The 21,906-nt window shown below is 32.0% G+C and carries 25 protein-coding genes and 2 riboswitches; of the genes, 18 read left to right on the top strand and 7 right to left on the bottom strand.

Features of this window, described 5'->3' with window-relative positions; all coding sequences use genetic code 11:
• Nucleotides 1–11 precede the first annotated feature (11 nt).
• The 4 genes from BMX42_RS02530 to rmuC form a co-directional block, all read right to left on the bottom strand.
• Nucleotides 12–1,148, bottom strand: a complete 1,137-nt coding sequence (locus BMX42_RS02530; RefSeq protein ID WP_091308057.1) for a hypothetical protein — start codon at nucleotides 1,146–1,148, stop codon at nucleotides 12–14.
• A gap of 119 nt (nucleotides 1,149–1,267) precedes the next feature.
• Nucleotides 1,268–1,813: an acyl-CoA thioesterase gene (locus BMX42_RS02525; protein WP_091308053.1), complete on the bottom strand. Its 546-nt coding sequence runs from the start codon at nucleotides 1,811–1,813 to the stop codon at nucleotides 1,268–1,270.
• Nucleotides 1,813–2,190, bottom strand: coding sequence for a 6-phosphogluconate dehydrogenase (locus BMX42_RS02520; protein WP_317040021.1), 378 nt, complete (start codon nucleotides 2,188–2,190; stop codon nucleotides 1,813–1,815). Before BMX42_RS02520 ends, BMX42_RS02525 begins: the two co-directional genes overlap by 1 nt.
• 22 nt (nucleotides 2,191–2,212) lie before the next feature.
• A complete protein-coding gene (gene rmuC, locus BMX42_RS02515; protein WP_091308046.1) occupies nucleotides 2,213–3,559 on the bottom strand; it encodes a DNA recombination protein RmuC in 1,347 nt (448 codons plus the stop codon).
• A 201-nt stretch (nucleotides 3,560–3,760) separates the two neighbouring features.
• Between rmuC and BMX42_RS14495 the strand changes: the two genes are divergently transcribed.
• Entirely contained in the window at nucleotides 3,761–3,916 is a 156-nt protein-coding gene (locus BMX42_RS14495) for a hypothetical protein (RefSeq protein WP_177169101.1), read from the top strand.
• Between the two features lie 66 nt (nucleotides 3,917–3,982).
• Nucleotides 3,983–4,567, top strand: coding sequence for a pseudouridine synthase (locus tag BMX42_RS02510; RefSeq protein WP_091308043.1), 585 nt, complete (start codon nucleotides 3,983–3,985; stop codon nucleotides 4,565–4,567).
• A 78-nt stretch (nucleotides 4,568–4,645) separates the two neighbouring features.
• Here BMX42_RS02510 and BMX42_RS02505 read toward each other — a convergent pair whose 3' ends face one another.
• From BMX42_RS02505 to BMX42_RS02495, 3 genes are read right to left on the bottom strand one after another with little or no spacing between them, the layout of a single operon-like run.
• Entirely contained in the window at nucleotides 4,646–5,428 is a 783-nt protein-coding gene (locus BMX42_RS02505) for an ABC transporter ATP-binding protein (protein ID WP_091308039.1), read from the bottom strand.
• Between the two features lie 2 nt (nucleotides 5,429–5,430).
• Nucleotides 5,431–6,459, bottom strand: a complete 1,029-nt coding sequence (locus BMX42_RS02500; RefSeq protein WP_091308035.1) for an iron ABC transporter permease — start codon at nucleotides 6,457–6,459, stop codon at nucleotides 5,431–5,433.
• On the bottom strand, nucleotides 6,460–7,590 hold the full coding sequence (locus tag BMX42_RS02495; protein ID WP_091308032.1) for an ABC transporter substrate-binding protein: 1,131 nt from the start codon (nucleotides 7,588–7,590) through the stop codon (nucleotides 6,460–6,462). It abuts the gene before it with no gap.
• Nucleotides 7,591–7,666: 76 nt separating this feature from the next.
• Here BMX42_RS02495 and BMX42_RS02490 point away from each other — a divergent pair, with 76 nt between their 5' ends.
• The 16 genes from BMX42_RS02490 to BMX42_RS02415 all read left to right on the top strand — a co-directional run bounded on the left by BMX42_RS02490 (nucleotide 7,667) and on the right by BMX42_RS02415 (nucleotide 21,903).
• Nucleotides 7,667–8,041 (top strand): DUF5522 domain-containing protein, encoded by a 375-nt coding sequence (locus BMX42_RS02490; RefSeq protein WP_091308029.1) that lies wholly within the window; start codon nucleotides 7,667–7,669, stop codon nucleotides 8,039–8,041.
• A gap of 73 nt (nucleotides 8,042–8,114) precedes the next feature.
• The gene (locus BMX42_RS02485; RefSeq protein WP_091308026.1) at nucleotides 8,115–8,621 is read left to right on the top strand and encodes a bifunctional adenosylcobinamide kinase/adenosylcobinamide-phosphate guanylyltransferase; all 507 of its coding nucleotides are present in this window, start codon (nucleotides 8,115–8,117) and stop codon (nucleotides 8,619–8,621) included.
• 1 nt (nucleotide 8,622) lies between these two features.
• Entirely contained in the window at nucleotides 8,623–9,267 is a 645-nt protein-coding gene (locus tag BMX42_RS02480; protein WP_091308024.1) for a Dph6-related ATP pyrophosphatase, read from the top strand.
• A gap of 21 nt (nucleotides 9,268–9,288) precedes the next feature.
• Nucleotides 9,289–10,944 (top strand): nicotinate-nucleotide--dimethylbenzimidazole phosphoribosyltransferase, encoded by a 1,656-nt coding sequence (cobT, locus tag BMX42_RS02475; RefSeq protein WP_245748204.1) that lies wholly within the window; start codon nucleotides 9,289–9,291, stop codon nucleotides 10,942–10,944.
• A gap of 8 nt (nucleotides 10,945–10,952) precedes the next feature.
• Entirely contained in the window at nucleotides 10,953–11,747 is a 795-nt protein-coding gene (locus BMX42_RS02470; RefSeq protein ID WP_091308018.1) for an adenosylcobinamide-GDP ribazoletransferase, read from the top strand.
• Nucleotides 11,732–12,253, top strand: a complete 522-nt coding sequence (locus BMX42_RS02465) for a histidine phosphatase family protein (RefSeq protein ID WP_091308015.1) — start codon at nucleotides 11,732–11,734, stop codon at nucleotides 12,251–12,253. Before BMX42_RS02470 ends, BMX42_RS02465 begins: the two co-directional genes overlap by 16 nt.
• 4 nt (nucleotides 12,254–12,257) lie before the next feature.
• Nucleotides 12,258–12,355, top strand: a riboswitch (TPP riboswitch).
• 71 nt (nucleotides 12,356–12,426) lie between these two features.
• A complete protein-coding gene (gene thiS / locus BMX42_RS02460; RefSeq protein WP_091308013.1) occupies nucleotides 12,427–12,633 on the top strand; it encodes a sulfur carrier protein ThiS in 207 nt (68 codons plus the stop codon).
• A 17-nt stretch (nucleotides 12,634–12,650) separates the two neighbouring features.
• Nucleotides 12,651–14,471, top strand: a complete 1,821-nt coding sequence (thiC, locus tag BMX42_RS02455; RefSeq protein WP_091308010.1) for a phosphomethylpyrimidine synthase ThiC — start codon at nucleotides 12,651–12,653, stop codon at nucleotides 14,469–14,471.
• Entirely contained in the window at nucleotides 14,471–15,043 is a 573-nt protein-coding gene (locus tag BMX42_RS02450; RefSeq protein ID WP_091308006.1) for a thiamine phosphate synthase, read from the top strand. Before thiC ends, BMX42_RS02450 begins: the two co-directional genes overlap by 1 nt.
• Complete coding sequence (locus BMX42_RS02445; protein ID WP_091308003.1) at nucleotides 15,016–15,768, top strand: hydroxymethylpyrimidine/phosphomethylpyrimidine kinase; 753 nt, start codon at nucleotides 15,016–15,018, stop codon at nucleotides 15,766–15,768. Before BMX42_RS02450 ends, BMX42_RS02445 begins: the two co-directional genes overlap by 28 nt.
• Nucleotides 15,761–16,384, top strand: a complete 624-nt coding sequence (locus BMX42_RS02440) for a thiamine phosphate synthase (RefSeq protein ID WP_091308000.1) — start codon at nucleotides 15,761–15,763, stop codon at nucleotides 16,382–16,384. The genes BMX42_RS02445 and BMX42_RS02440 overlap by 8 nt, the downstream gene beginning before the upstream one ends.
• The gene (locus BMX42_RS02435) at nucleotides 16,372–17,145 is read left to right on the top strand and encodes a thiazole synthase (RefSeq protein WP_091307997.1); all 774 of its coding nucleotides are present in this window, start codon (nucleotides 16,372–16,374) and stop codon (nucleotides 17,143–17,145) included. Before BMX42_RS02440 ends, BMX42_RS02435 begins: the two co-directional genes overlap by 13 nt.
• The gene (gene thiH, locus BMX42_RS02430) at nucleotides 17,145–18,263 is read left to right on the top strand and encodes a 2-iminoacetate synthase ThiH (RefSeq protein WP_091307995.1); all 1,119 of its coding nucleotides are present in this window, start codon (nucleotides 17,145–17,147) and stop codon (nucleotides 18,261–18,263) included. The genes BMX42_RS02435 and thiH overlap by 1 nt, the downstream gene beginning before the upstream one ends.
• Nucleotides 18,264–18,275: 12 nt before the next feature.
• Complete coding sequence (locus tag BMX42_RS02425) at nucleotides 18,276–18,986, top strand: HesA/MoeB/ThiF family protein (protein ID WP_091307992.1); 711 nt, start codon at nucleotides 18,276–18,278, stop codon at nucleotides 18,984–18,986.
• 44 nt (nucleotides 18,987–19,030) lie between these two features.
• Nucleotides 19,031–19,242, top strand: a riboswitch (cobalamin riboswitch).
• Between the two features lie 79 nt (nucleotides 19,243–19,321).
• Nucleotides 19,322–21,238 carry a TonB-dependent receptor plug domain-containing protein gene (locus tag BMX42_RS02420; protein ID WP_091307989.1) on the top strand — a complete coding sequence of 639 codons (1,917 nt, stop codon included), beginning with the start codon at nucleotides 19,322–19,324 and terminating at the stop codon, nucleotides 21,236–21,238.
• A gap of 146 nt (nucleotides 21,239–21,384) precedes the next feature.
• Nucleotides 21,385–21,903 carry a DUF4252 domain-containing protein gene (locus BMX42_RS02415; protein WP_091307985.1) on the top strand — a complete coding sequence of 173 codons (519 nt, stop codon included), beginning with the start codon at nucleotides 21,385–21,387 and terminating at the stop codon, nucleotides 21,901–21,903.
• Nucleotides 21,904–21,906: the final 3 nt, after the last annotated feature.

The following is a 21,906-nucleotide window of genomic DNA, read 5'->3' as shown; positions in this document are numbered from 1 at the left end:
TTAGTTTGTTTTTACTGACAGGGCTGTAGTGAGTTAATCCATTGACCAATTAAGTTCAAGCCTTCTTCATGGATAATTGTTCTTCCATGAAGTGGCATTCTAAATGTCTCGTTTGTAGTATTCAATCTGTAATACATCATTGAACGATTAATATTCCCAGGGGTTACAATTTTACTTAATGCTGGTGCAAAATTTTGCATATCTTGAGTGTCAACACAAACACCCATATTAGCTGGTCCGTTTGCATTTCCCGTTTCATTAAAGGCAAATCTCATAGGTCTATAATCACAATGTTTTCCGTTTTGATGACAATGTGCACAATTAATATCCACATAAGAACGCGCTCTTATTTCTAAAGATTTCGAAGTGTCGTTGTAATCAATTGCAGTATTGTTTTCAGTTGGTAAAGTGAAATTGTTATTTAAATAACCTTGTTCAATCCATTTGATTAATTGATTTTGAGACGAAGTTCCGTAGTTATAATTAAAGTTTAAATTTTGAGGTTTGATTCCAATTGGAATATGAATGGTTTGTGGATTTCCATTTACTATTTGTGTACTTTTATGACAAATAATACATTGTACTTCGGATGGAATTCTGTAATCTGTAGTTTTTATAATGTCATTTTCATCTTTCCATGATATATTTACAAAACTTCCATTTAAATCTAAAGTAGCTTCAGTTTGTGCATCATTCCAAACATAATCTGCGAAAATCCAACCTGTTTGTTTTCGAATCATAACTCTTGTTTCTAAAATTCGAGTGGTATTATTTGGCTGCACATTTTCGTAATAAAAAGTTTTTATTAATGCAGCACCAACAGGTAATTCTAATACATTTGAATCACCATTAAATGTTGCTTTTACACCAATTGGCATCCAAACAAATCTTTTTTTATGAGCATAATCTGTGAATAGGGAACTAGCTGGAGTGTATGGAATTACATTCAATGATGGAATTTGATTTTTCATATCTCCATTAAAAAAATGATAATCGGAAAGTTTCGGATAAGGAACTTGAGTTAAATCTACTTTAACTGGTGAAGTTGGAACGTCAATGTATTCTTGTTCGGTGTCATCATTATTACATGAAAACAATAAAATTACAATGCTAAATAATAGTAATGTTGAAAGTAGTTTTTTGTGCATATTATTAATTTTTTACTAAAATAGTGAAAAAATAATAACAAGAATATAGTTTTTTGTGATATTTATTAGATTATTTGGTTTTATTCAGTAACTTTTAACTTTTTAAAATCATTTAGGATTTATTTTAAATTAAGTACAATATTAAATTTTTCTAAATTATCTAATGCTTCTTTTGAAGAAAAATCTAAAGTAATTTCGTCTTGTAAGGACGCTTTTTTAGCTGAAATTCGATTGATGCTTTCGTAAAAACGACGTACTTCTTCTAAATTGGATAATATTAATTTTGGAACTTGAACATTTTCGCCATCTGAGTTTTTGGCTACCATTGTGAAATAACTAGAATTAGTATGTTTGACTTTTCCAGTTTGAATGTTTTGCGAAGTCACTCTAATACCAACTACCATTGAACTATTTCCTACATAATTTACGCAAGCTTTTAAGGTAACTAATTCGCCAATTTCAACTGGATTTAGAAAATTCACTGTATCAACTGATGCTGTTACACAATAACTTCCGCAATATTTTGAAGCACAAGCAAACGCAATTTGATCCATTAAACTTAACAAATATCCACCATGAATTTTTCCGCTAAAATTACTATGCGAAGGTAACATTAATTCCGATAATGTAATTTTTGATGCAGAAACTGTATTAGAAGTATTCATTATTTGACGTTAAAATAAGGTGATTTTTCTGGAGTAACTTTGGTGATATAATAATTCGTTTCGCCCCACCAAGAAAAGGTTCCGTATCGTTCAATGTATTCAATTTTTACAAATTTTCCTTGATTCACTTTCATTTGTTCAATCACTTCTGGTTGATTGTCCATTACAGAAAATGCAAATTTTTGTGAACCAGAAAGTCCTTGACTTAATTCACCTTCCCAAGTTTTAAAAATATAACCTTTATGACTAAATTTAATTAATTCGCCAGTTCGAATTCCGTCACTAAAAGTAGCGTAATATAAAGCAGCGATGTAGGCTGAAGCAGCTAATACAATTGCAAGTATTCCATACACTAAAATCTTTCGTATTATAGTCATATTGTTAGGTTTTTAATCTGAGTTAATTGTCAGACTCGGTTAGTAATTCTTCGTTATTTTCAGCTCTTTTTAAAATAGCTTCTGGTAAGGCTTTTTTCGCTTTAGCGCCCATTTTCTTTAACTTTTCGGCACTTGTCACTAAATTTCCTTTTCCTTCAGTCAACTTATTCATAGCCGATGAATATTCTACTTTGGCTTCGTCCATTTTTTTACCAATCTTAATTAAATCGGAAACAAAACCTTCAAATTTATCATATAAAGCTCCAGCTTGACGCGCAATTTCAATCGCATTTTCTTGCTGTTTTTGATTCGTCCACATGCTATCTATCGTACGCAAAGTCGCCAAAAGCGTAGAAGGTGTCACAATCACTATATTCTTTTCAAAAGCTTTGTTGTATAAATTCAAATCTTCTTGTAAAGCCAAAGCAAACGCGGGTTCAATTGGAATAAATAACAATACAAAATCAGGACTTTCCATTTGATAAATGTCTTGATAACGCTTGTCGCTCAATTGTTCTACGTGTCGTTTTACAGAATTTACGTGTTCTTTTAAATAGATATTTTGTTGCACATCGTCTTCTTCATTTACATATTTTTCATACGCAGTTAAAGAAACTTTACTGTCCACAACCATCTTTTTTCCATCAGGTAAATTGATAATTACATCAGGTAAAATTCTCGTTCCTTCTTCTGAAGTGAAAGATTGTTGCACTTCGTATTCACGACCTTTTTCTAATCCAGATTTTTCTAAAACGCGTTCCAAAACCAATTCGCCCCAATTTCCTTGCATTTTACTATCACCTTTTAAAGCTTTAGTTAGGTTGATGGTTTCTTTACTCATTTGCGCATTCATTTCGCGTAAGCCTAATATTTGCTGACGTAAAGCGGCGTGATAATCGATGCTTTCTTTGTGCGTGTCTTCTACTTTTTTCTCAAAATGGAGAATTTTATCTTGTAAAGGCGATAAAATATTTTTTAGATTTTCTTTATTTTGTTCGGTGAATTTCTGTGTTTTTTCTTCCAGAATTTTATTCGCCAAGTTTTCAAATTCTTTACTGAATTTTTCTTGTAGCTGATTGATTTCTTCTTTTTGTTCTTTAGTACGATCCAATAAATTATCGAAATCATTTTCCTTTTTCGCCAATAAAATAGCAAATTCTTCTTTTTCAGCTTGTACTTTTTGCTTTTCGATTTGTAAATTCTGAAGCGAAATTTTTAATTCGGAAAGTTGATTGTTTTGTGAAGTTAATTGTCCGTCTAAATTGCTTTTTTCAGCATTAGATTGGGTTTTTGAAAGCAGTTTGCCAATGTAGAAACCAATGGCTAACGAAACTAAAATGGCGAATACTAAGATAATGGATGTGTTCATTTTTGGGTTATAATTTTAATAAAAAGTAAAAATACTATTTTTTTTTAAACGAATTTCAGATTAAAAAAATAAAACACATAACACATAGAATTTTGATATTTGTAAAGTCATTTTCTTTCATATGGAAACACATTTGTTTTAAAAGTTCCCGATGCATTTTTATAACTTCCCGATACGTTTTTAGAAGTTGTCGGAACGTTTTTGTTTGTCGGAGCATTTTTAGAAGTTGTCGGAACGTTTTTAGAAGTTGTCGGAGCATTTTTAGAAGTTGTCGGAACATTTTTAGACTTTGTCGGGACGTTTTTAGAACTTTCCGATGCGTATTATCTGATTCTTCTACAGTTAATCAAATCATAGCTAACTTTTAACGCTTAATTTTTGATTTTTCTATGTGCCTATGTGTTTAAAAACTATTTTTGCACCATGAAAGAACACCAGCATTTTATTTTACACAAACCACACGGATTTATCAGTCAGTTTATTTACGAACTAAAACGTAATAAACGTAAACTTGGCGAATTATACGATTTTCCGGAAGGAACTATGGCTATTGGCAGACTTGATGAAGATTCGGAAGGCTTGTTATTACTGACAACCGACGGAATGATGAGCGAATTGGTTCGAAGTAAAAAAGTGGAAAAAGAATACTATGCACAAGTTGATGGAATTATTACCGAAGAAGCCGTTGAACAACTTAAAAATGGTGTAGAAATAGGTTTTCACGGAAAAAAATACATCACAAAAAAATGCCAAGCGAAATTAATTGACAATCCAATACACATTGGTGAAGGCAGAAGAATTAGAGATGAACGTCACGGACCAACAAGTTGGGTTTCCATAACTTTAACAGAAGGGAAATTCCGTCAAGTACGAAAAATGACTTCAGCTGTTGGTTTTCCAACCTTACGATTAATCAGAGTTCGAGTGGGAAATATTGAATTGGGAGATTTGAAAGCTGGTGAAGTGAAAGAGATTTTTAAGGAAAGTTTTGATAGGATTTTGGAGTAGAATTTACCATTAAGTTATTAAGTAAATTAAGATTTTAAAAAACAACTTAATGATTCTTAATATCTTAATGTTGAAAAATTATCTCACAATAAACTTACCATGTGCTTTATCAAAAACAATATGTTCGTCTTTAAATAACGTATCAAAAACACCTTTTTCAATTAAATTACAAGGTTGATCTTGTACACAAAAATCTTCTGTCATCACAATCATTTCGTCACTCAATTGAATCGCTAAATCAATATCATGAGTCGAAAATAAAATACATTTATTGTTTTCGTTGGCTAATTTTTTTAACAATTTAAAAACTGCCACTTTATGAAATAAATCTAAATGTGTAGTCGGTTCATCTAAAATAATTAATGGCGTATCTTGCGCTAATGCTCTTGCAATCATTACTTTTTGCAATTGTCCGTCACTTATTTCGCTGTATTTTTGATATTTTAAATGATCTACTTTCGTAACAGAAATGGCATTTTCAATATGATTGAAATCGTTTTCTGTTAGGTTGCCCATCCAATTCGTATATGGATGTCGACCTAAAGCAATTAATTCTGAAACCGTTAAATTACTTGCTGGTAATTTTTCAGTCGTAACAATACTTAAATTTTGCGCTAAGGTTTCTGGAGTGTAAGCCGCTATTTTTTTATCAGAAAGATAAACTTCTCCTTCTAATGCTGGAATAATTGAGGTTATCGTTTTTAATAAAGTCGATTTTCCAATTCCGTTTCCTCCAATTAAAGTAATTAATTTTCCAGCTTCTAATTCAATATTGATATTAGCTGCAATCTCGATTTTACCTTTTTTAGAAGTATATCCGATGTTTAGATTTTCTGTTTTTAAGATAGCTTTCGACTCCATAATTATCTAATTCCTTTCTTTCTAATAATTAACCAAATAACAACTGGTGCGCCTAAAATAGAAGTAATCGCATTAATTGGAATAGTAAAATCTTGATTTGGCATTTGAGAAATCGTATCGCAAACTAACATCGTTATGGCACCTAAAAGCAACGTCGCTATGAACAAGGTTTTATGGTTACTCGTTTGAAAAATTAATTTCGACATATGTGGAATCGCTAATCCAACAAAGGCAATTGGACCAACAAATGCAGTAATAGTTCCAGCTAAAATACTGGTTGCAATAATACTGATATTTCGTGTTCTTTTAATTGAAATTCCTAAACTTCTCGCGTAATTTTCACCTAATAATAATCCATCCAAAGGTTTGATAATCGTAAAACTTAAAAGCAAACCTATTGAAACTACTATGGTTAATAAATACACTTGATTCTGGTTCAAATTCCCTAAACTTCCTAAAGTCCAAAACGTAAATTTTTGTAATTGTTCTGCACTCGAAAATGAAGTTAAAACGTTGATAATTGCACTAGTTAAACTGCTAAACATCAATCCGACAATCAAAATTGACATCGTGTCTTTTAATTTTGAAGCTACGAAGAAAACCAATAACAAAACTAAGAAACTTCCAAAGAAAGCACCAATTAAAATTCCATAATCATTCACTAAAAAATCAGCAACAAAAGTAGGTAGCAAAAAAGAACCCATAATAACAATTGCTACACCTAAACTAGCGCCAGAACTCAAACCTAAAACATAAGGTCCGGCTAATGGATTTCTAAAAAGCGTTTGCATTATTAATCCAGAAATACTTAGTCCGACTCCAGTTAAAATCGCCACAATAGCTTTTGGAAATCTATAATCTAAAATGATATACGTCCAAGTGTGTTTCTCATGGGTTTGATTGATTAAAATTTCGCATACATCTCCTAATGGAATTAACACGTTTCCTAAAGCTAAATTCGCTAGAAAAGCTAAGATAAGTAAGGAAAATAATCCTGTAAAGAGCGAGCTGTTTTTAAAATTTTTTTGCATTTATTTGATTTTTGTAGCAAAAGTAAATTCGTAATCTTTCATTAATTCTGGATGTAAAATTTTTATGAAATCTTTCATTACTAAATCGGGACGAGATGGGCTTTGTTCGTAATAAATTACACCACCAGTTTTTCCTGTTTTGACTTCAAAACTATATATCTCTCCTTTTTTAAAGGCATCAAAAGCAGCATAATTTGGATTCGCAGTTTTCATATCATTTAATGAAGTAAAACTACTTGTTATCCATTTATCGGCAGCATGTGCAGTTTCTAAAACTTTCTCAAAACCTAAAGGTGTACTTCCAGTTCCTTCCGTTTGCTTCCATAAATATTCGCCTTTTGCATCTTTCATATAATACGCTAACCAACTATTTCCATTCGGAACAAACCATTGATCTTGATATAATGAACCTAATAAAATGGTAGGTTGTTTCTTTTGATTTTTAACTATAGCTAAAGCATCATTATAATTTTTTTCAATCGAATTAAAAATGTCATTCGCTTCTTTTTCTTTTCCAAATAAAGCACCATATAATTTGATCCATTCTGCTTTTCCAAGTGGCGTTTGTTCCATCCAATCGGCTTGAATCACAATTTTAATTCCGTTTTGGTCTAAGTTTTTTAAAGTCGGATTTACATTATCCACACAAAAAGAAACCAAGACATCTGGATTCAATTCTATAATTTTTTCAACATTTAAATTTTCGTTTTGCCCAACATTTACAATCTTTTTTTGATCAATTAAGACTCTTGTTTTTTCAGAAGAAATATAATCAGTATGAGGAAATCCAATTAATCTATTTTCCACACCTAATTGTTCTAAAAATGGAATGATAGTCGTAGAAGTTACAATTGAAGTTTTCAACGGAACATCAATCACAGGAAATTTAGAATACGTACTTGGGATTTTACTGTTGTTTTTTCTTAAAACATAAGTGAACGTTTCTTTAGCATTTGGCCAAGGATTCGAAACTTTTACGATTGTAAAATCCGTTCCTTCTTCAATAGATAAACTCTTTGCATATTTAATATTGTTTTTCGCAAGTGTGATTTCATTTGTTGAAGTTTCCTTTTTACAATTAAATAGAAATAATGATAAAAATGTAAAAATTAATAAGTAAAATCTGTTCATCGTTGTTGTTTTTGCAAATGTATAAAAAAAATGAGGGTTTAATTTTTGAAATTCGTAAAAATACTATCTTTACGAAGTGAATACAATTAGACAAAAATACTGCTCCGTTTGCGAAGAACCATTTGGTTGTGGAAATGAATCAGAAGTAAAAAAATGTTGGTGTAATGATTTACCGCCTATTTTTACTTTAGATGGAATTTCAGATTGTTTGTGTCCAACGTGTTTGAAGAATGCTACAGTTGCGAAAATTGAGGAATATGTAGAGACAATTACTCCTGAAAATGCGAAAGATAATAAAGCAAAAGATTTACCTAAAACTACTCATTTCATTGAAAATATCGATTATTATATTGAAAATGAAAAGTATGTTTTAACAAAATGGTTTCATTTAAAAAGAGGAACGTGTTGCGGTAACAGTTGCAGACATTGTCCATATACTTTTAGTGAGTAGTGAATTGTGAGTAGTGAAGAGTAAAATGAAGTTTGAAATTGAACTTGATTTTTGACATTGAAATTTAAAGATTATGATATATTTAATTACTGGTGGAGAACGTTCTGGAAAAAGTAGTTATGCTCAAAATTTAGCATTAGAACTTTCTGCAACCCCAATGTATGTGGCTACAGCCCGAAAATGGGATGGCGATTTTCAGAAAAGAATCGACAGACATCAGAGTGAAAGAGACGAAAACTGGACGAACATAGAAGAAGAAAAAAACTTGTCACAAATCAATTTTAAAGGAAGAGTCGCTGTTGTAGATTGTGTGACTTTATGGTTAACCAACTTTTTTGTGGATACAAAAAATGATGTAGAACTTTCTTTAGAATTGGCTAAAGCCGAAATTGAAAAGCTAGCTTTAATAGAAGACACAACAATAATAATCATTACAAATGAAATAGGAATGGGCGTTCACGCAGAAACGCATATCGGTAGAAAATTTGTAGAATTACAAGGTTGGGTGAATCAGTTTATTGCAAAAAAAGCAGATAAAGTGACTTTTATGGTTTCAGGTTTACCAATGCAAGTTAAATAGGATGAAAGTATTAAGTTCTTGGAGTGGTGGAAAAGACAGTTGTTTTGCCTTAATGAAAGCAACAGAACAAGGATTGAAACCGACAGCTTTATTAAACATGATGAATGAAAACGGAAAAGTGTCTCGTTCTCACGGAATTCCTTTGTCAATTTTAGAACAACATGCGAAACAAATTGGTGTGCCTTTAGTTGCTGTTCCTGCGTCGTGGAATGAGTACGAGAAAAATTATATTGCGATTTTACACGATATTAAAAAGCAATGCGAAATTGAAGGTGTTGTTTTTGGTGATATCGATTTAGAGCCACACCGTGAATGGGAAGAAAAAGTCTGTAACGCCGCAGAACTAAAAGCTTTTCTGCCGTTATGGCAACAAGATAGAGTAGATTTGGTTTTTCAAATGATTGATTCAGGAATAGAAACCATGATCGTTTCTTGTAATTTAGAAATGGGTGAACACTATTTGGGTAAAATCGTAACCAAAGAATTAGCACTCGAATTACAACAAAAAGGAATTGATGCTTGTGGTGAAAATGGCGAATATCATACGTTAGTGATCAATTGTCCGATTTTTAAAGATAAGATTGAATTGCCAAAATTTACCAAGAAAACATACGATAATTATTGCTTTTTAATCTGGGAAGAATAGATGACGTCATTACACGAAATAATGCAGCAAAGAAGGGATACGCGTCATTTTACAACAGATGAAGTGCCTCAAGAAGTTTTAGATAAAGCCATTTTAGCGGGCCATTTTGCACCAAGTGTGGGTTTAACTAATGCTACCAGATTTTATATTGTTCGAAAAGCAGAAATTAAATCCGAAATAAAAAAAATATTTCAAAACTATCACGAGAAAGCCGCTAGTTTAACGGATTCTCCAACTCAAAAAGAGAAATATTTACAACTAAAGTTAGAAGCCATTGAAGAAGTACCAATCGGACTCATAATTGCTTACGACAGAAGTGTGTTAGATAATTTCACCATTGGAACTGTTGGTAGCAACGAAGCCATAAAATACAGTGCGGTTTGTGCGGCACAAAACGTTTGGTTGTCCTTAACTGAACAAGGTTTTTCAATGGGTTGGGTTTCAATTTTAAATCATTACGATTTTAAGAACCTATTAAATTTTCCAGAATATATTGAACCAATTGGTTATTTCTGTGTAGGAAAACCAGCTACAAATTACGACAACCAACCGATGTTACAACAATTAAAATGGAATGAAAAAACCGTTTCGCCAGTTGTGACTGAAATTGAAAATACAGTTATAAAACAAGAAATAAATTCCGAAAATGAAATCAAAGAAATAAGTTCTACAAAGATTTCAAGTGAATCTATTCAGCAAAAAATAGATAACAAAACCAAACCATTAGGCGCTTTAGGAAAGTTAGAAACTATTGCACATCAAATTGCAACTATTCAACAGTCGTTAGAAATTCAAATTACAAATCCAACTTTAGTCGTTTTTGCTGCTGATCACGGAATTGCCAATCACGGAGTAAGTGCGTATCCACAAGAAGTTACTCGACAAATGGTGGAGAATTTTTTAACCGATGGCGCTGCGATTAATGTATTCTGCAAACAAAATAACATCGATTTAAAAATTGTAGATGCTGGTGTGAACTACGATTTTCCAAAAATTGAAAAATTAATAGATAAGAAAGTCGCAAAAGGAACGCAATCTTTTTTGCAAACTCCAGCGATGAGTTTAGATGAATTGCATTTAGCCTTTCAATTCGGAAAAGAAATTACAGAGCAAATTGCCAATTCTGGAACAAATTGCATAGGTTTTGGAGAAATGGGAATTGGAAATACTTCTTCGGCTTCGGTTTTAATGTCGGTTTTAACTCAAATTCCAATTGCAGATTGTGTTGGAAAAGGAACTGGAGTAGATACTGAAAAATATAATAGAAAAGTACAACTTTTGTCGGATGCGATTTCTAATCATACAACTTCAAATTTAGAGGAAACATTAGCGTGTTTTGGAGGTTTTGAAATCATTCAAATGGCTGGTGCAATGTTAGAAGCCTATAACAAAAACATGATTATTTTGGTAGATGGATTTATTGCTACTGTGAGTTATTTAATCGCATCAATTAAAAATCCTGACATAAAAAAGAACGCGATTTTTTGTCATTGTTCTTCCGAAAAAGCACACATCACATTATTAAATTATTTAAATGCAGAACCACTTATTAATTTAGAAATGCGTTTAGGTGAAGGAAGTGGAGTAGCAGTCGCTTTTCCAATTATACAATCGGCCGTTTCTTTTTTTAATGAAATGGCAAGTTTCGAAAGCGCTGGAGTAAGTAATAAAGAATAAAATCAAATATGAAAAAACAACTAGATATATTTTTTACAGCATTAATGTTTTATACAAGAATTCCTTGTCCGAAAAACATTACTCACGATCCAACGTATTTAAACAAAGCCACCAGATATTTCCCTTTAGTTGGTTGGATTGTTGGTGGAATTGGCGCTTTAGTTTTCGCCATTTCGTATAAACTATTTTCTTTTGAACTGACAATTCTTTTTAGTTTATTGGTAAATATTCTAACAACAGGAGCTTTCCATGAAGACGGTTTTGCAGATGTTTGTGACGGTTTTGGTGGCGGTTGGACGAAAGAAAAAATCCTAAAAATCATGAAAGACAGTGCTATTGGTGCTTATGGTGCAATTGGATTAGTTTTGTTATTTGCGATTAAATTTTTTGCAATTCAATCTGCAATTGACACAGATGGTAATTATTCTTATGTAATAATGCAATGTGCGATGGTATTTGTGATGGTTCATGCTTTAAGTAGATTAACCGCAATCTCAATTATTTTTACCACAGAATATGTCCGTGAAGATGAATTATCTAAAAGTAAACCTATCGCCAAACAAAATACTTGGAAAGAAATTCTAGGTGCTTTTATCTTTGGTTTAGCACCTCTATCTGTATTTGTATTTTTAAATTGGAACTATATTTTAATTTTACTTCCACTTATTATTTTGCGATTTTTTGCGATTCGTTATTTTAAAAAATGGATTGGCGGTTACACAGGAGATTGCTTAGGAGCCGTGCAACAAATAGCTGAAATAATCATTTATTTATCAATAATTGCATTATGGAAATATATTTAGTTCGTCATACTGAACCGGTTACTCCAAAAGGGATTTGTTACGGTCAAGCCGATGTGGATATCAAAGAACCCTATCTAGAAATTTTTCAGGAAATAAAAGCACAACTTCCTACTGATGCCATTGTGTATTCGAGTCCGTTACTAAGATGTAAAAAAATGGCAGAATTTTTTACTGATAATATTATTTTCGATAAACGATTGATGGAAATGAATTTCGGAAATTGGGAATTAAAAGCTTGGAACGACATTCCGTTAGAAGAAATTAATCCGTGGATGGATAATTTTGTAACTGTCAGTGTTCCAAATGGTGAATCCTTTAAAGGTTTACATCAAAGAGTTGGCGAATTTTACACCGAATTACTTCAAAAAAATGCAGATAAAATTATACTCTTTTGTCATGATGGTGCAATAAGAAGTATTTTATCGCACTATCATAAAACGCAGCTAAAAGATTCTTTTTCTTTATATACCATAAAATATGGTGAGGTTGTTAAAATAATTTTATAAGTTTGCAATGCTTTAGGGGTGTTTGTGAATTAGCAAGCTGAGATTTTACCCTCTGAACCTGATCTAGATCATACTAGCGTAGGGAAAAGTAAATGACTTCTTTCTGTATAAGTGTATATTTTATATACTTTCTTGAGTAGCCATTCCTAAAGCTTTTTTAAAAAATTTAGGTAATGGAATTAAAAATCAACAATCAATTAAAAAACTTCGAACAAGAAACTATTTCTGTTCAAGAACTTTTGGATTTCGAATGTCCAAACAAACAAAATGGTATTGCCATTGGTGTTAATGGCTCTATTATTTCCAAAATTCATTGGAAAAATACTTTTCTATTTCCCACAGACGATATTCTAATCATTACTGCAACTCAAGGCGGTTAATCTAATCTATACACACAATGCAAGAAGAAACAATTTCAACAAAACCTTTTCCAAATTCGAGAAAAGTGTACATCGATGGAGAAATTCATCCGATAAAAGTAGCGATGCGAGAAATCGTATTGTCTGATACTAAATTAGCAAATGGAAACGTAGAACATAATCCGCCAGTGACTGTTTATGATACTTCCGGACCATTTACTGATATTGATATTGAAGTAGATGTTCGTAAAGGAATTCCAAGAATCCGTGAAGAATGGATTTTAAATCGTAATGATGTGGAAATTCTTGATGAAATCACCTCAGAATATGGTAAGCAACGTTTATACGATGAAAAATTAAATCACTTACGTTTTGAATACCAACACAAACCAAAACGTGCTAAAGAAGGTCAAAATGTAACACAATTATATTATGCAAAACAAGGCATAATTACGCCAGAAATGGAATACATCGCCATTCGTGAAAATCAACGCATCGAGCAATTGGAAAACCAAACGAAAGCGATGCAATGTCAACATGTTGGAAATAGTTTTGGTGCGAATACGCCAAAGACTAAAATCACAGCAGAGTTTGTTCGTAATGAAGTAGCTTGTGGAAGAGCAGTAATTCCAAATAATATCAATCACCCAGAAAGTGAACCGATGATTATTGGTAGAAATTTTTTAGTGAAGATTAATGCCAACATCGGAAATAGCGCCGTGACTTCAAGTATTGATGAAGAAGTAGAAAAAGCAGTTTGGGCTTGTCGTTGGGGAGCAGATACGATTATGGATTTATCAACTGGTAAAAATATCCACGAAACGAGAGAATGGATTATTCGTAATTCGCCAGTGCCAATCGGAACAGTGCCAATTTATCAAGCCTTAGAAAAAGTAAAAGGTGTTGCCGAAGATTTAACTTGGGAAATTTTTCGTGATACGTTAATCGAACAAGCAGAACAAGGTGTTTCTTATTTTACGATTCACGCTGGAGTACTTTTACGTTACATTCATTTAACTGCTAATCGAGTTACCGGAATTGTTTCTCGCGGAGGTTCTATCATGGCGAAATGGTGTTTGTTTCATCATCAAGAAAATTTCTTATACACGCATTTTGAGGAAATCTGCGAAATTCTAAAAAAATATGATGTGGCGTTTTCATTAGGTGACGGACTTCGTCCAGGTTCTATCGCTGATGCGAATGATGCCGCGCAATTTGCCGAATTAGAAACTTTAGGTGAACTAACAAAAATCGCTTGGAAACATGATGTGCAAGTTTTTATTGAAGGTCCAGGTCACGTGCCAATGCACATGATTAAGGAAAATATGGAGAAACAATTGGAACATTGTGATGAAGCGCCTTTTTATACTTTAGGACCATTAACTACAGATATTGCACCAGGGTATGATCACATTACTTCTGCAATTGGTGCAGCTATGATAGGTTGGTATGGTTGTGCGATGTTGTGTTATGTGACTCCGAAAGAACACTTAGGCTTACCCAATAAAAAAGACGTTAAAGATGGCGTAATTACCTATAAAATTGCGGCTCATGCTGCCGATTTAGCAAAAGGCCATCCAGGAGCTCAATATAGAGATAATGCATTAAGCAAAGCACGTTTTGAATTCCGTTGGGAAGACCAATTTAATTTGGCGTTAGATCCAGATACAGCAAGAGAATTCCACGATGAAACTTTACCAGCTGATGGTGCGAAAGTTGCGCATTTTTGTTCGATGTGTGGACCGAAATTCTGTTCGATGAAAATCTCTCAAGAAATTAGAGATTCCGCTGCTGCAGAAGAAGGAATGAAAGCCAAATCTGAAGAATTTGTAGAAAACGGTAAAGAAATTTACGTGTAATGATTGTAATCACTGCTCCTTTTTTAATAGATAACGAAATTCAAATCATACGTCAATTATTTGAAGAAGGATTAGTGTTGTTGCATGTAAGAAAACCTACTTATTCCGAAAGTGATAAGAAAGAATTTGTAAAGGCAATTGGATTAGAATTTCTAGACAAAATGGTGTTTCATAATTTCTCATTGGAAAATTTTAGTTGCCCAAACTATCATATTTCCGATTGGCAAAATGTGGATTGTAATTTATTTCAAGAAAAAAGCATATCAACAGCCACACATTCCATTGATGAATTTAATCAACTTTCTAAGGAATGGAAATATGCTTTTTTAAGCCCAGTTTTCGAATCGATTTCAAAAGTAGGTTATGGGAAAAATAGCCCAATTTTAGGAACAATTGTCAACAGAACTAATTTCAATACGGAGTTAGTCGCACTTGGCGGTTTAGATAAAAATAACATGAAAATAGCTTTAGATTCAGGCTTTGATTCGGTAGCGCTTTTGGGAAGTATTTGGTTAAATGATCATCCAGTTCAAAAATTTAAACAATGTCAGAAAATCGTCCATTCATATTAACCATTGCAGGATTTGATCCTTCAGCCGGAGCAGGAATTTTAGCGGATATTAAAACTTTTGAACAGTTGAAAACGTACGGAATTGCGATTCCTACGGCTTACACCATTCAAACGGAAAATCAGTTTATAGAACTAGAATGGGTGGCAATTGAAAAAGTACTATTTCAAATTGAATTGTTTCTGAAAGAGTATAAAATTAAAGCCATAAAAATCGGAATCGTTTCTAGCTTATCAGATTTAAAATTAATCATTCAGAAAATTAGAAATATTGATGCAAAAGTGCCAATAATTTGGGATACCGTTTTAAAATCAACGACTGAATTCTCCTTTTTAGAAATCGAAAACCAACAAGATTTAGAATTCATTTTACAATCGATTCAATTGATTACCCCAAATCATGATGAGGTTTTAAAATTAATTCCAAATGCCATTTCAGTGGAAGAAAACTTAAATTATTTAAGAAATCACACTGCTGTTTTATGGAAAGGCGGACATAAAAATGATTCAAAAGGAAAAGATGTTCTTCTTACCAAGAATAAAGAAATTACAATTCATCCAACTTTAAAAAATTGCTCAGAAAAACATGGCTCAGGTTGTGTGCTTTCTTCAGCAATTACTGCCCATTTAAGTTTGGATGAAAATCTTGAAGAAGCTTGCAAAAAAGCAAAACTATATACAGAAAAAATATTACAATCAAATCTATCAAAATTAGCCTATCATGTTTGAGAAAATTCAATATGTTTCACAAGGAGAAACACCAGAACAACAATTAGCCAATATTTCAAAAGCTTTAGATGCTGGCTGCAAATGGATTCAATTACGTTACAAAAACAAATCAATTCTGGAAGTATTAGAACTTGCTAAAATGGTTCAGAAAATCTGTAAATCGTATGATGCCAAACTTATTATTAATGATCATGTACAAGTGGCATGGCAAATTAATGCTGATGGTGTGCATTTAGGTTTAGACGATATTTCAGTTAAGGAAGCTAGAATTCTATTAAAAGAAAATAAAATTATTGGCGGAACAGCAAATACACTACAAGATGTATTGAAAAGAATAAATGAAAAATGCGATTATATCGGATTAGGGCCATTTCGATTTACTGCAACAAAAGAAAAATTAAGTCCAATTTTAGGAATTGAAGGCTATCAAACTATCATAAATGAATTAAAAAAGAGAAATATTGATATTCCGATTTATGCCATTGGTGGACTTGAAGAAAATGATTTTGAAATATTAGAAGAAATTGGTGTTTATGGTGTAGCCGTTTCAGGTTTAATTACGCATCATGAAAACCCAGAAATTTTATTTAAAACAGAAGAAGTATGCAACAATTAAAAATAGGAAATACAATATTCAACTCGCGTTTGTTTTTAGGAACTGGAAAATTTGGTTCGAATTTAGAAATGGGAAAAGCGGTTTTAGCTTCAGGAAGTGAATTGGTAACTGTGGCTTTAAAAAGAGTCGATTTCGAAACAGAAACCGATGCAATTTTATCTCATATTCCTAAAGAAAATATAAAGTTATTACCCAATACTTCAGGTGCGAGAAATGCTAAAGAAGCTGTTTTTGCGGCTCAATTAGCCAGAGAAGCATTGGAAACAAATTTCATAAAAATAGAAATTCATCCTGATCCAAAATACTTAATGCCAGATCCAATTGAAACTTTAAAAGCGACAGAAGAATTAGCTAAATTAGGTTTTATTGTATTGCCATACATTCACGCCGATCCCGTTTTGTGTAAGCTTTTAGAAGAAGCCGGAACTGCAGCTGTCATGCCATTAGGTGCGCCAATAGGAAGTAATAAAGGTTTAAAAACCATCGATTTTTTAGAAATTATTATCGAACAAAGTAAAGTTCCAGTAATTATTGATGCAGGTTTAGGCGCACCATCAGACGCCGCAAAAGCAATGGAATTAGGTGCCGATGCTGTGTTAGTCAATACGGCGATTGCTGTAGCTGGAAATCCAGTTTTAATGGCTCAAGCTTTTAAAGAAGCTGTAATTGCAGGGCGACATGCCTTTGAAGCACAATTGGCTCAACCGATGAAATACGCTGCTGCTTCAAGTCCGTTAACAGCCTTTTTAAACGATTTATAATGAACACTTTCAAAGCTATTTTTGAACAATATAACTGGAATGAAATCCAAACTAAAATCTATCAATCGACCACAATTGATGTGGAAAGAGCGTTAGCTAAATCGAAAAAAAGTTTGGAAGATTTTATGGTTTTAATTTCTCCAGCTGCGCAACCTTATTTGGAAGAAATGGCACAAATGAGTCATTATTTAACCAAAAAAAGGTTCGGAAAAACAATTCAAATGTATGCACCATTATATTTAAGTAATGAATGTCAGAATATTTGCACCTATTGTGGTTTTAGTTTGGACAATAAAATCAAGCGCGTCACTTTAAAAGATTCAGAAATTCTGTTAGAAGTTGCCGAACTCAAAAAAATGGGCTTTGATCATGTTTTATTGGTAACTGGCGAAGCAAATTACACGGTAAATATCAATTATTTTTTAAATGCGATTGACTTAATTAAGAAGGATTTTTCGAATATTTCTGTTGAGGTTCAACCATTATCGACACATGAATATTTGCAATTGCATGAAGCGGGTGTGTATTCGGTTTTGGTCTATCAAGAAACGTATCATCAAGAAGTTTATAAAGAATATCATCCAAAAGGGAAAAAATCTAATTTCGATTTCCGTTTAGAAACGCCAGACCGAGTAGCAACTGCTGGAATTCATAAAATTGGTTTGGGTGTTTTGTTAGGTTTAGAAGACTGGCGAACGGATAGTTTTTTTAATGCTTTGCATATCGATTATCTTCAGAAAAATTATTGGAAAAGTAAATATTCTGTTTCCTTTCCAAGATTGCGTCCAGCAGAAGGAGTCGAGAAGCATAATTTCATTATGGACGATAAAGATTTATTGCAACTAATTTGCGCTTACAGAATTTGGAATGAAGATTTAGAAATTTCCATCTCGACTCGTGAAAACGAAAACTTCAGAAATAATATTATCCCAATTGGAGTGACGAGTATGAGCGCAGCTTCTAAAACAAATCCTGGTGGTTATGTGGTGAATGTGGAATCTTTAGAACAGTTTGAAATTAGTGATGAAAGAAGCTCTGAAGAAATTGCAAATCTGATTAAAAACGCAGGATACGAACCCGTTTGGAAAGATTGGGATATCGCTTATTCTTCAAAATAAAACTAGTTAAATATGATTGAAATTCAAGATTTTTTAAGATATAGCCGACAAATGCAATTGGCAGAAATTGGCGAATCTGGTCAACTAAAAATAAAGCAAGCTCGTGTTTTAGTTATTGGTGCTGGCGGATTAGGTTGTACAGTTTTACAATATTTAGCTGCTGTTGGTGTTGGAACTATTGGCATTGTAGATTTTGATAAAGTAGAATTGCATAATTTACATCGCCAAATTTTATATACGGAAAATCATGTTGGTCAATTAAAAGCGTCGACTGCAAAAACGATTTTAGAAAACCTAAATCAACATATAAATCTTCAAGTTTTTGAAGAAAAATTGACATTAGAAAACGCATCAGAAATCATAACTAATTTTGATATTATTGTGGATGGAACGGATAATTTCACAACGCGTTATAGAATTAACGATACTTGCGTAGCACTTAATAAGCCTTTAATTTATGGAAGCATTTTTAAGTTTGAAGGACAAATCGCAGTTTTCAATCACAAAAATTCTAAAAATTTACGAGATCTTTTTCCAGAACCGCCAAATTCGGAAGACGTTCCCAATTGTTCTTTGAATGGCGTTTTAGGGACTTTACCTGGAATAATTGGAACGCTAATGGCACAGGAAACATTGAAACTTGTTTTAGGTTTACCAACTTTAAAAAATGAATTAGTGCTCTTCGATACTTTGAATTTTAATTTCACGAAATTGAAATATTAATCATTAAAATCAATTAAAATTTTGATTTAACTAGATTATTCGTATTTTTGCTATCGAATTATGGTTGAATTTTGCGTTTTTCGTAAAATTCATTAAAAGGGAATCAGGTTAAAAACCTGAGCTGTACCCGCAACTGTATGCTAATAAGGTTATTGTTAACTACAAATCCACTGAGCTTGCTGAATTTATTTCAGCATCTTGGGAAGGAAAACAATAATACGCAAGCCAGGAGACCTGCCTCAATTCATATTGTATCAAGCTTTCGGGAGAAAAAGTTTGGGTATGGGTAATTCTGTGCTTTTTTCCTATTTTTTTTAAAAAATTAAAAATTAAAGATGAAAACGAATTTCATTAAACTTGCCGCGTTTTTTACGTTGGTAACTTCTTTTGCAATCGCACAAGAACAAGATTCTACAAAAACTATTGAAGAAGTAGTAATTACGGACACTAAGTTTGCTCATAGTAAAGCAAAATCGGGTAGAAGTATTGAAAAAATTACACAAAAGGATTTAGAACAAAGAAAAGGTCAAAGTGTCGCAACTGTTTTAAGTCAGTTGTCTGGTTTTGAAGTGGTTGGTAACCAAGGAAGTGCTGGAAAAAACTTAGATTTATTTATTAGAGGTGGAAACACAACTCAAGTTTTAATTTTAATTGATGGCAATCCAGTTGTTGATGCTTCAAGTATTTCAACAACTTACGATTTACGTTTGTTACCTGTAGATCAAGTGGAAAGCATCGAAATTTTAAAAGGAGCTTCAACTGTATTATATGGTCCAAACGGAGCTTCAGCTGTAATTAACATTACTCTAAAAAAGGCTGCAAAAAATAAAGTTGCTGGTACAGCATATATTAATGTTGGAACTCAAAACACCACTGAAGACCACAAGTTATATGGAAAAGAATCTAATCAAGGTTTTTCGTTTAATGGTTCAAATGGGAAAGTTTCATTTTTAACTTCATTAAACAGTACTGAAGTTAAAGGTTTGAGTGAAGCTGCTGGCGTAAATTTTGAAGATGATATTTTCTCGAGATTAAATTTAAACCAACAATTTGGAGTTAAAGTAAATGGAAAACTAAATTTAGATTTCTTTGCAAATTACGATAAATTAAAATCAACTTTTGATGATGGTGCTTTTGCAGATAATGATTTTAATTCTTTATCAAGCGAACAATTTAGAGCTGGTTTTACACCAACTTATAAATACAAAAAAGGGGAATTCAAAATCAATTCTTCATTCGGATTGTTAGAAAGAGATTATACTAATTTTGACACTTGGAATGGTATTTCAAATTCTTTTTATAAGTCAAGAAATGTGAATGTAGATGCATTTAATAAATACAATGTATTAAGTTCATTGTACTTAGTAACAGGAGTTCAATTCCAATTCTTTGATATGAATCAGTTTACACCTTATGGTGATATTCTTGGAAATGTTGCAAAATATAATGTAGTTGATCCCTATTTAACTGCTGTTTATGAAACTAAATTTGGTTTAAATATAAATACTGGTATTCGTTACCACAAGCACAGTGTGTACGATGATTATTTAATTTGGAATTTTAATCCATCGTTTAATATCAATAAAATTGGTTTAAAAATATTTAGTTCTATTGGTGGTGCTGTTGTTTCTCCAAGTTTATATCAAGTTTATTCTCCTTATGGAAATTCAGCTCTTACACCTCAAGAAAATTCAACTTCAGAAATTGGTTTTGAAAAATCATTTTTAAACAAAAAAATCATTTTGGGAGGTGCAGCTTTCTATAGAGAACAAAATAATTCAATTGTATTTGGAAGCTTAAGTACGCCTCCTTACGGGCAATACCAAAACATTGAAGGAATTAATAAATCAAAAGGTTTTGAAGCTAATTTAAGCATTAAACCAATTGAAAAAGTTACAGTAAGTGGAAACTATACATTTATTGAAAATGATGAACTAATTGCTAGATTTGTGGCTAAACACAGAGCAAATGCAAATTTAGCAGTTGATATTACTAAAAACATTTCTTGGAGTGCTCAATATCAATACATCAACCAAAGAAATGTTGCTTATTTTGATAATAGTACTTTTGCGACTGTTGCAACACAAGTTCCATCATACAAATTAGTGCATACAAATCTAAGTATAAATGTATCATCTAATTTAAGTTTATTTGCTGCAGTTCAAAATGTTTTCAATGAAGAATTTGTTGAAACAGTTGGATTTACTTCAAGAGGAAGAAACTATAAATTAGGATTAAACTTAAAATTCTAATTTCTGAAATAGAAAATTAAAGTTATGTTACTAAAGGGATTTAAGGTTTTTTACTTTAAATCCTTTTTTTATGTAACAAATGCACTTAATTATTGTCTTATATTTGGAATAGAATTTGATATACTATAAATATAAAATTATTTAAAATGAAAAAAATTATCGTTTACGTAGCTTTGTTAGTTTCATCTTTGGCGTTTTCTCAAAATGCTTTCGATAAATTAGAAGATAAAGAGGGAGTAGAAAGCATTGTGGTTTCGAAAAAAATGTTCGAAATGATGAGCAAAGTTAAAGTTGATGCAAAAGATAAAGAAATGCAACAATATATGAACTTGCTTAAAAAATTAGATAATTTACAAGCAGTTTATACTTCTCAGGCAAAATTGAGTGGTGATTTAAATAGTGCGGTTTCATCCTATTTAAAAGGAAATCCGTTAGAAGCCATTTCTACAACAACTCAAGAAGGAAATGTAATTAAAATTTATGGTAAAACAGATGCCAATCAAACTAACGTTAAAGAAGTTTTAGTAGTAGTTAATGGTAATTTCAATGGTGTAAAAACTTCGGTTTTATCTATTAAAGGTGATTTTCCATTGAGTGAAATTGCATTAATCGTGAAAAAATTAAACATTCCAGGTGCTGACATCTTAAGTAAAACTTCAAAATAAAAC

It is taken from the genome of Flavobacterium terrigena, assembly GCF_900108955.1.
GTDB lineage: Bacteria > Bacteroidota > Bacteroidia > Flavobacteriales > Flavobacteriaceae > Flavobacterium > Flavobacterium terrigena.
The sequence above is the reverse complement of the archived record's forward strand: the minus strand, read 5'-3'. Positions and strand labels throughout refer to the sequence as shown.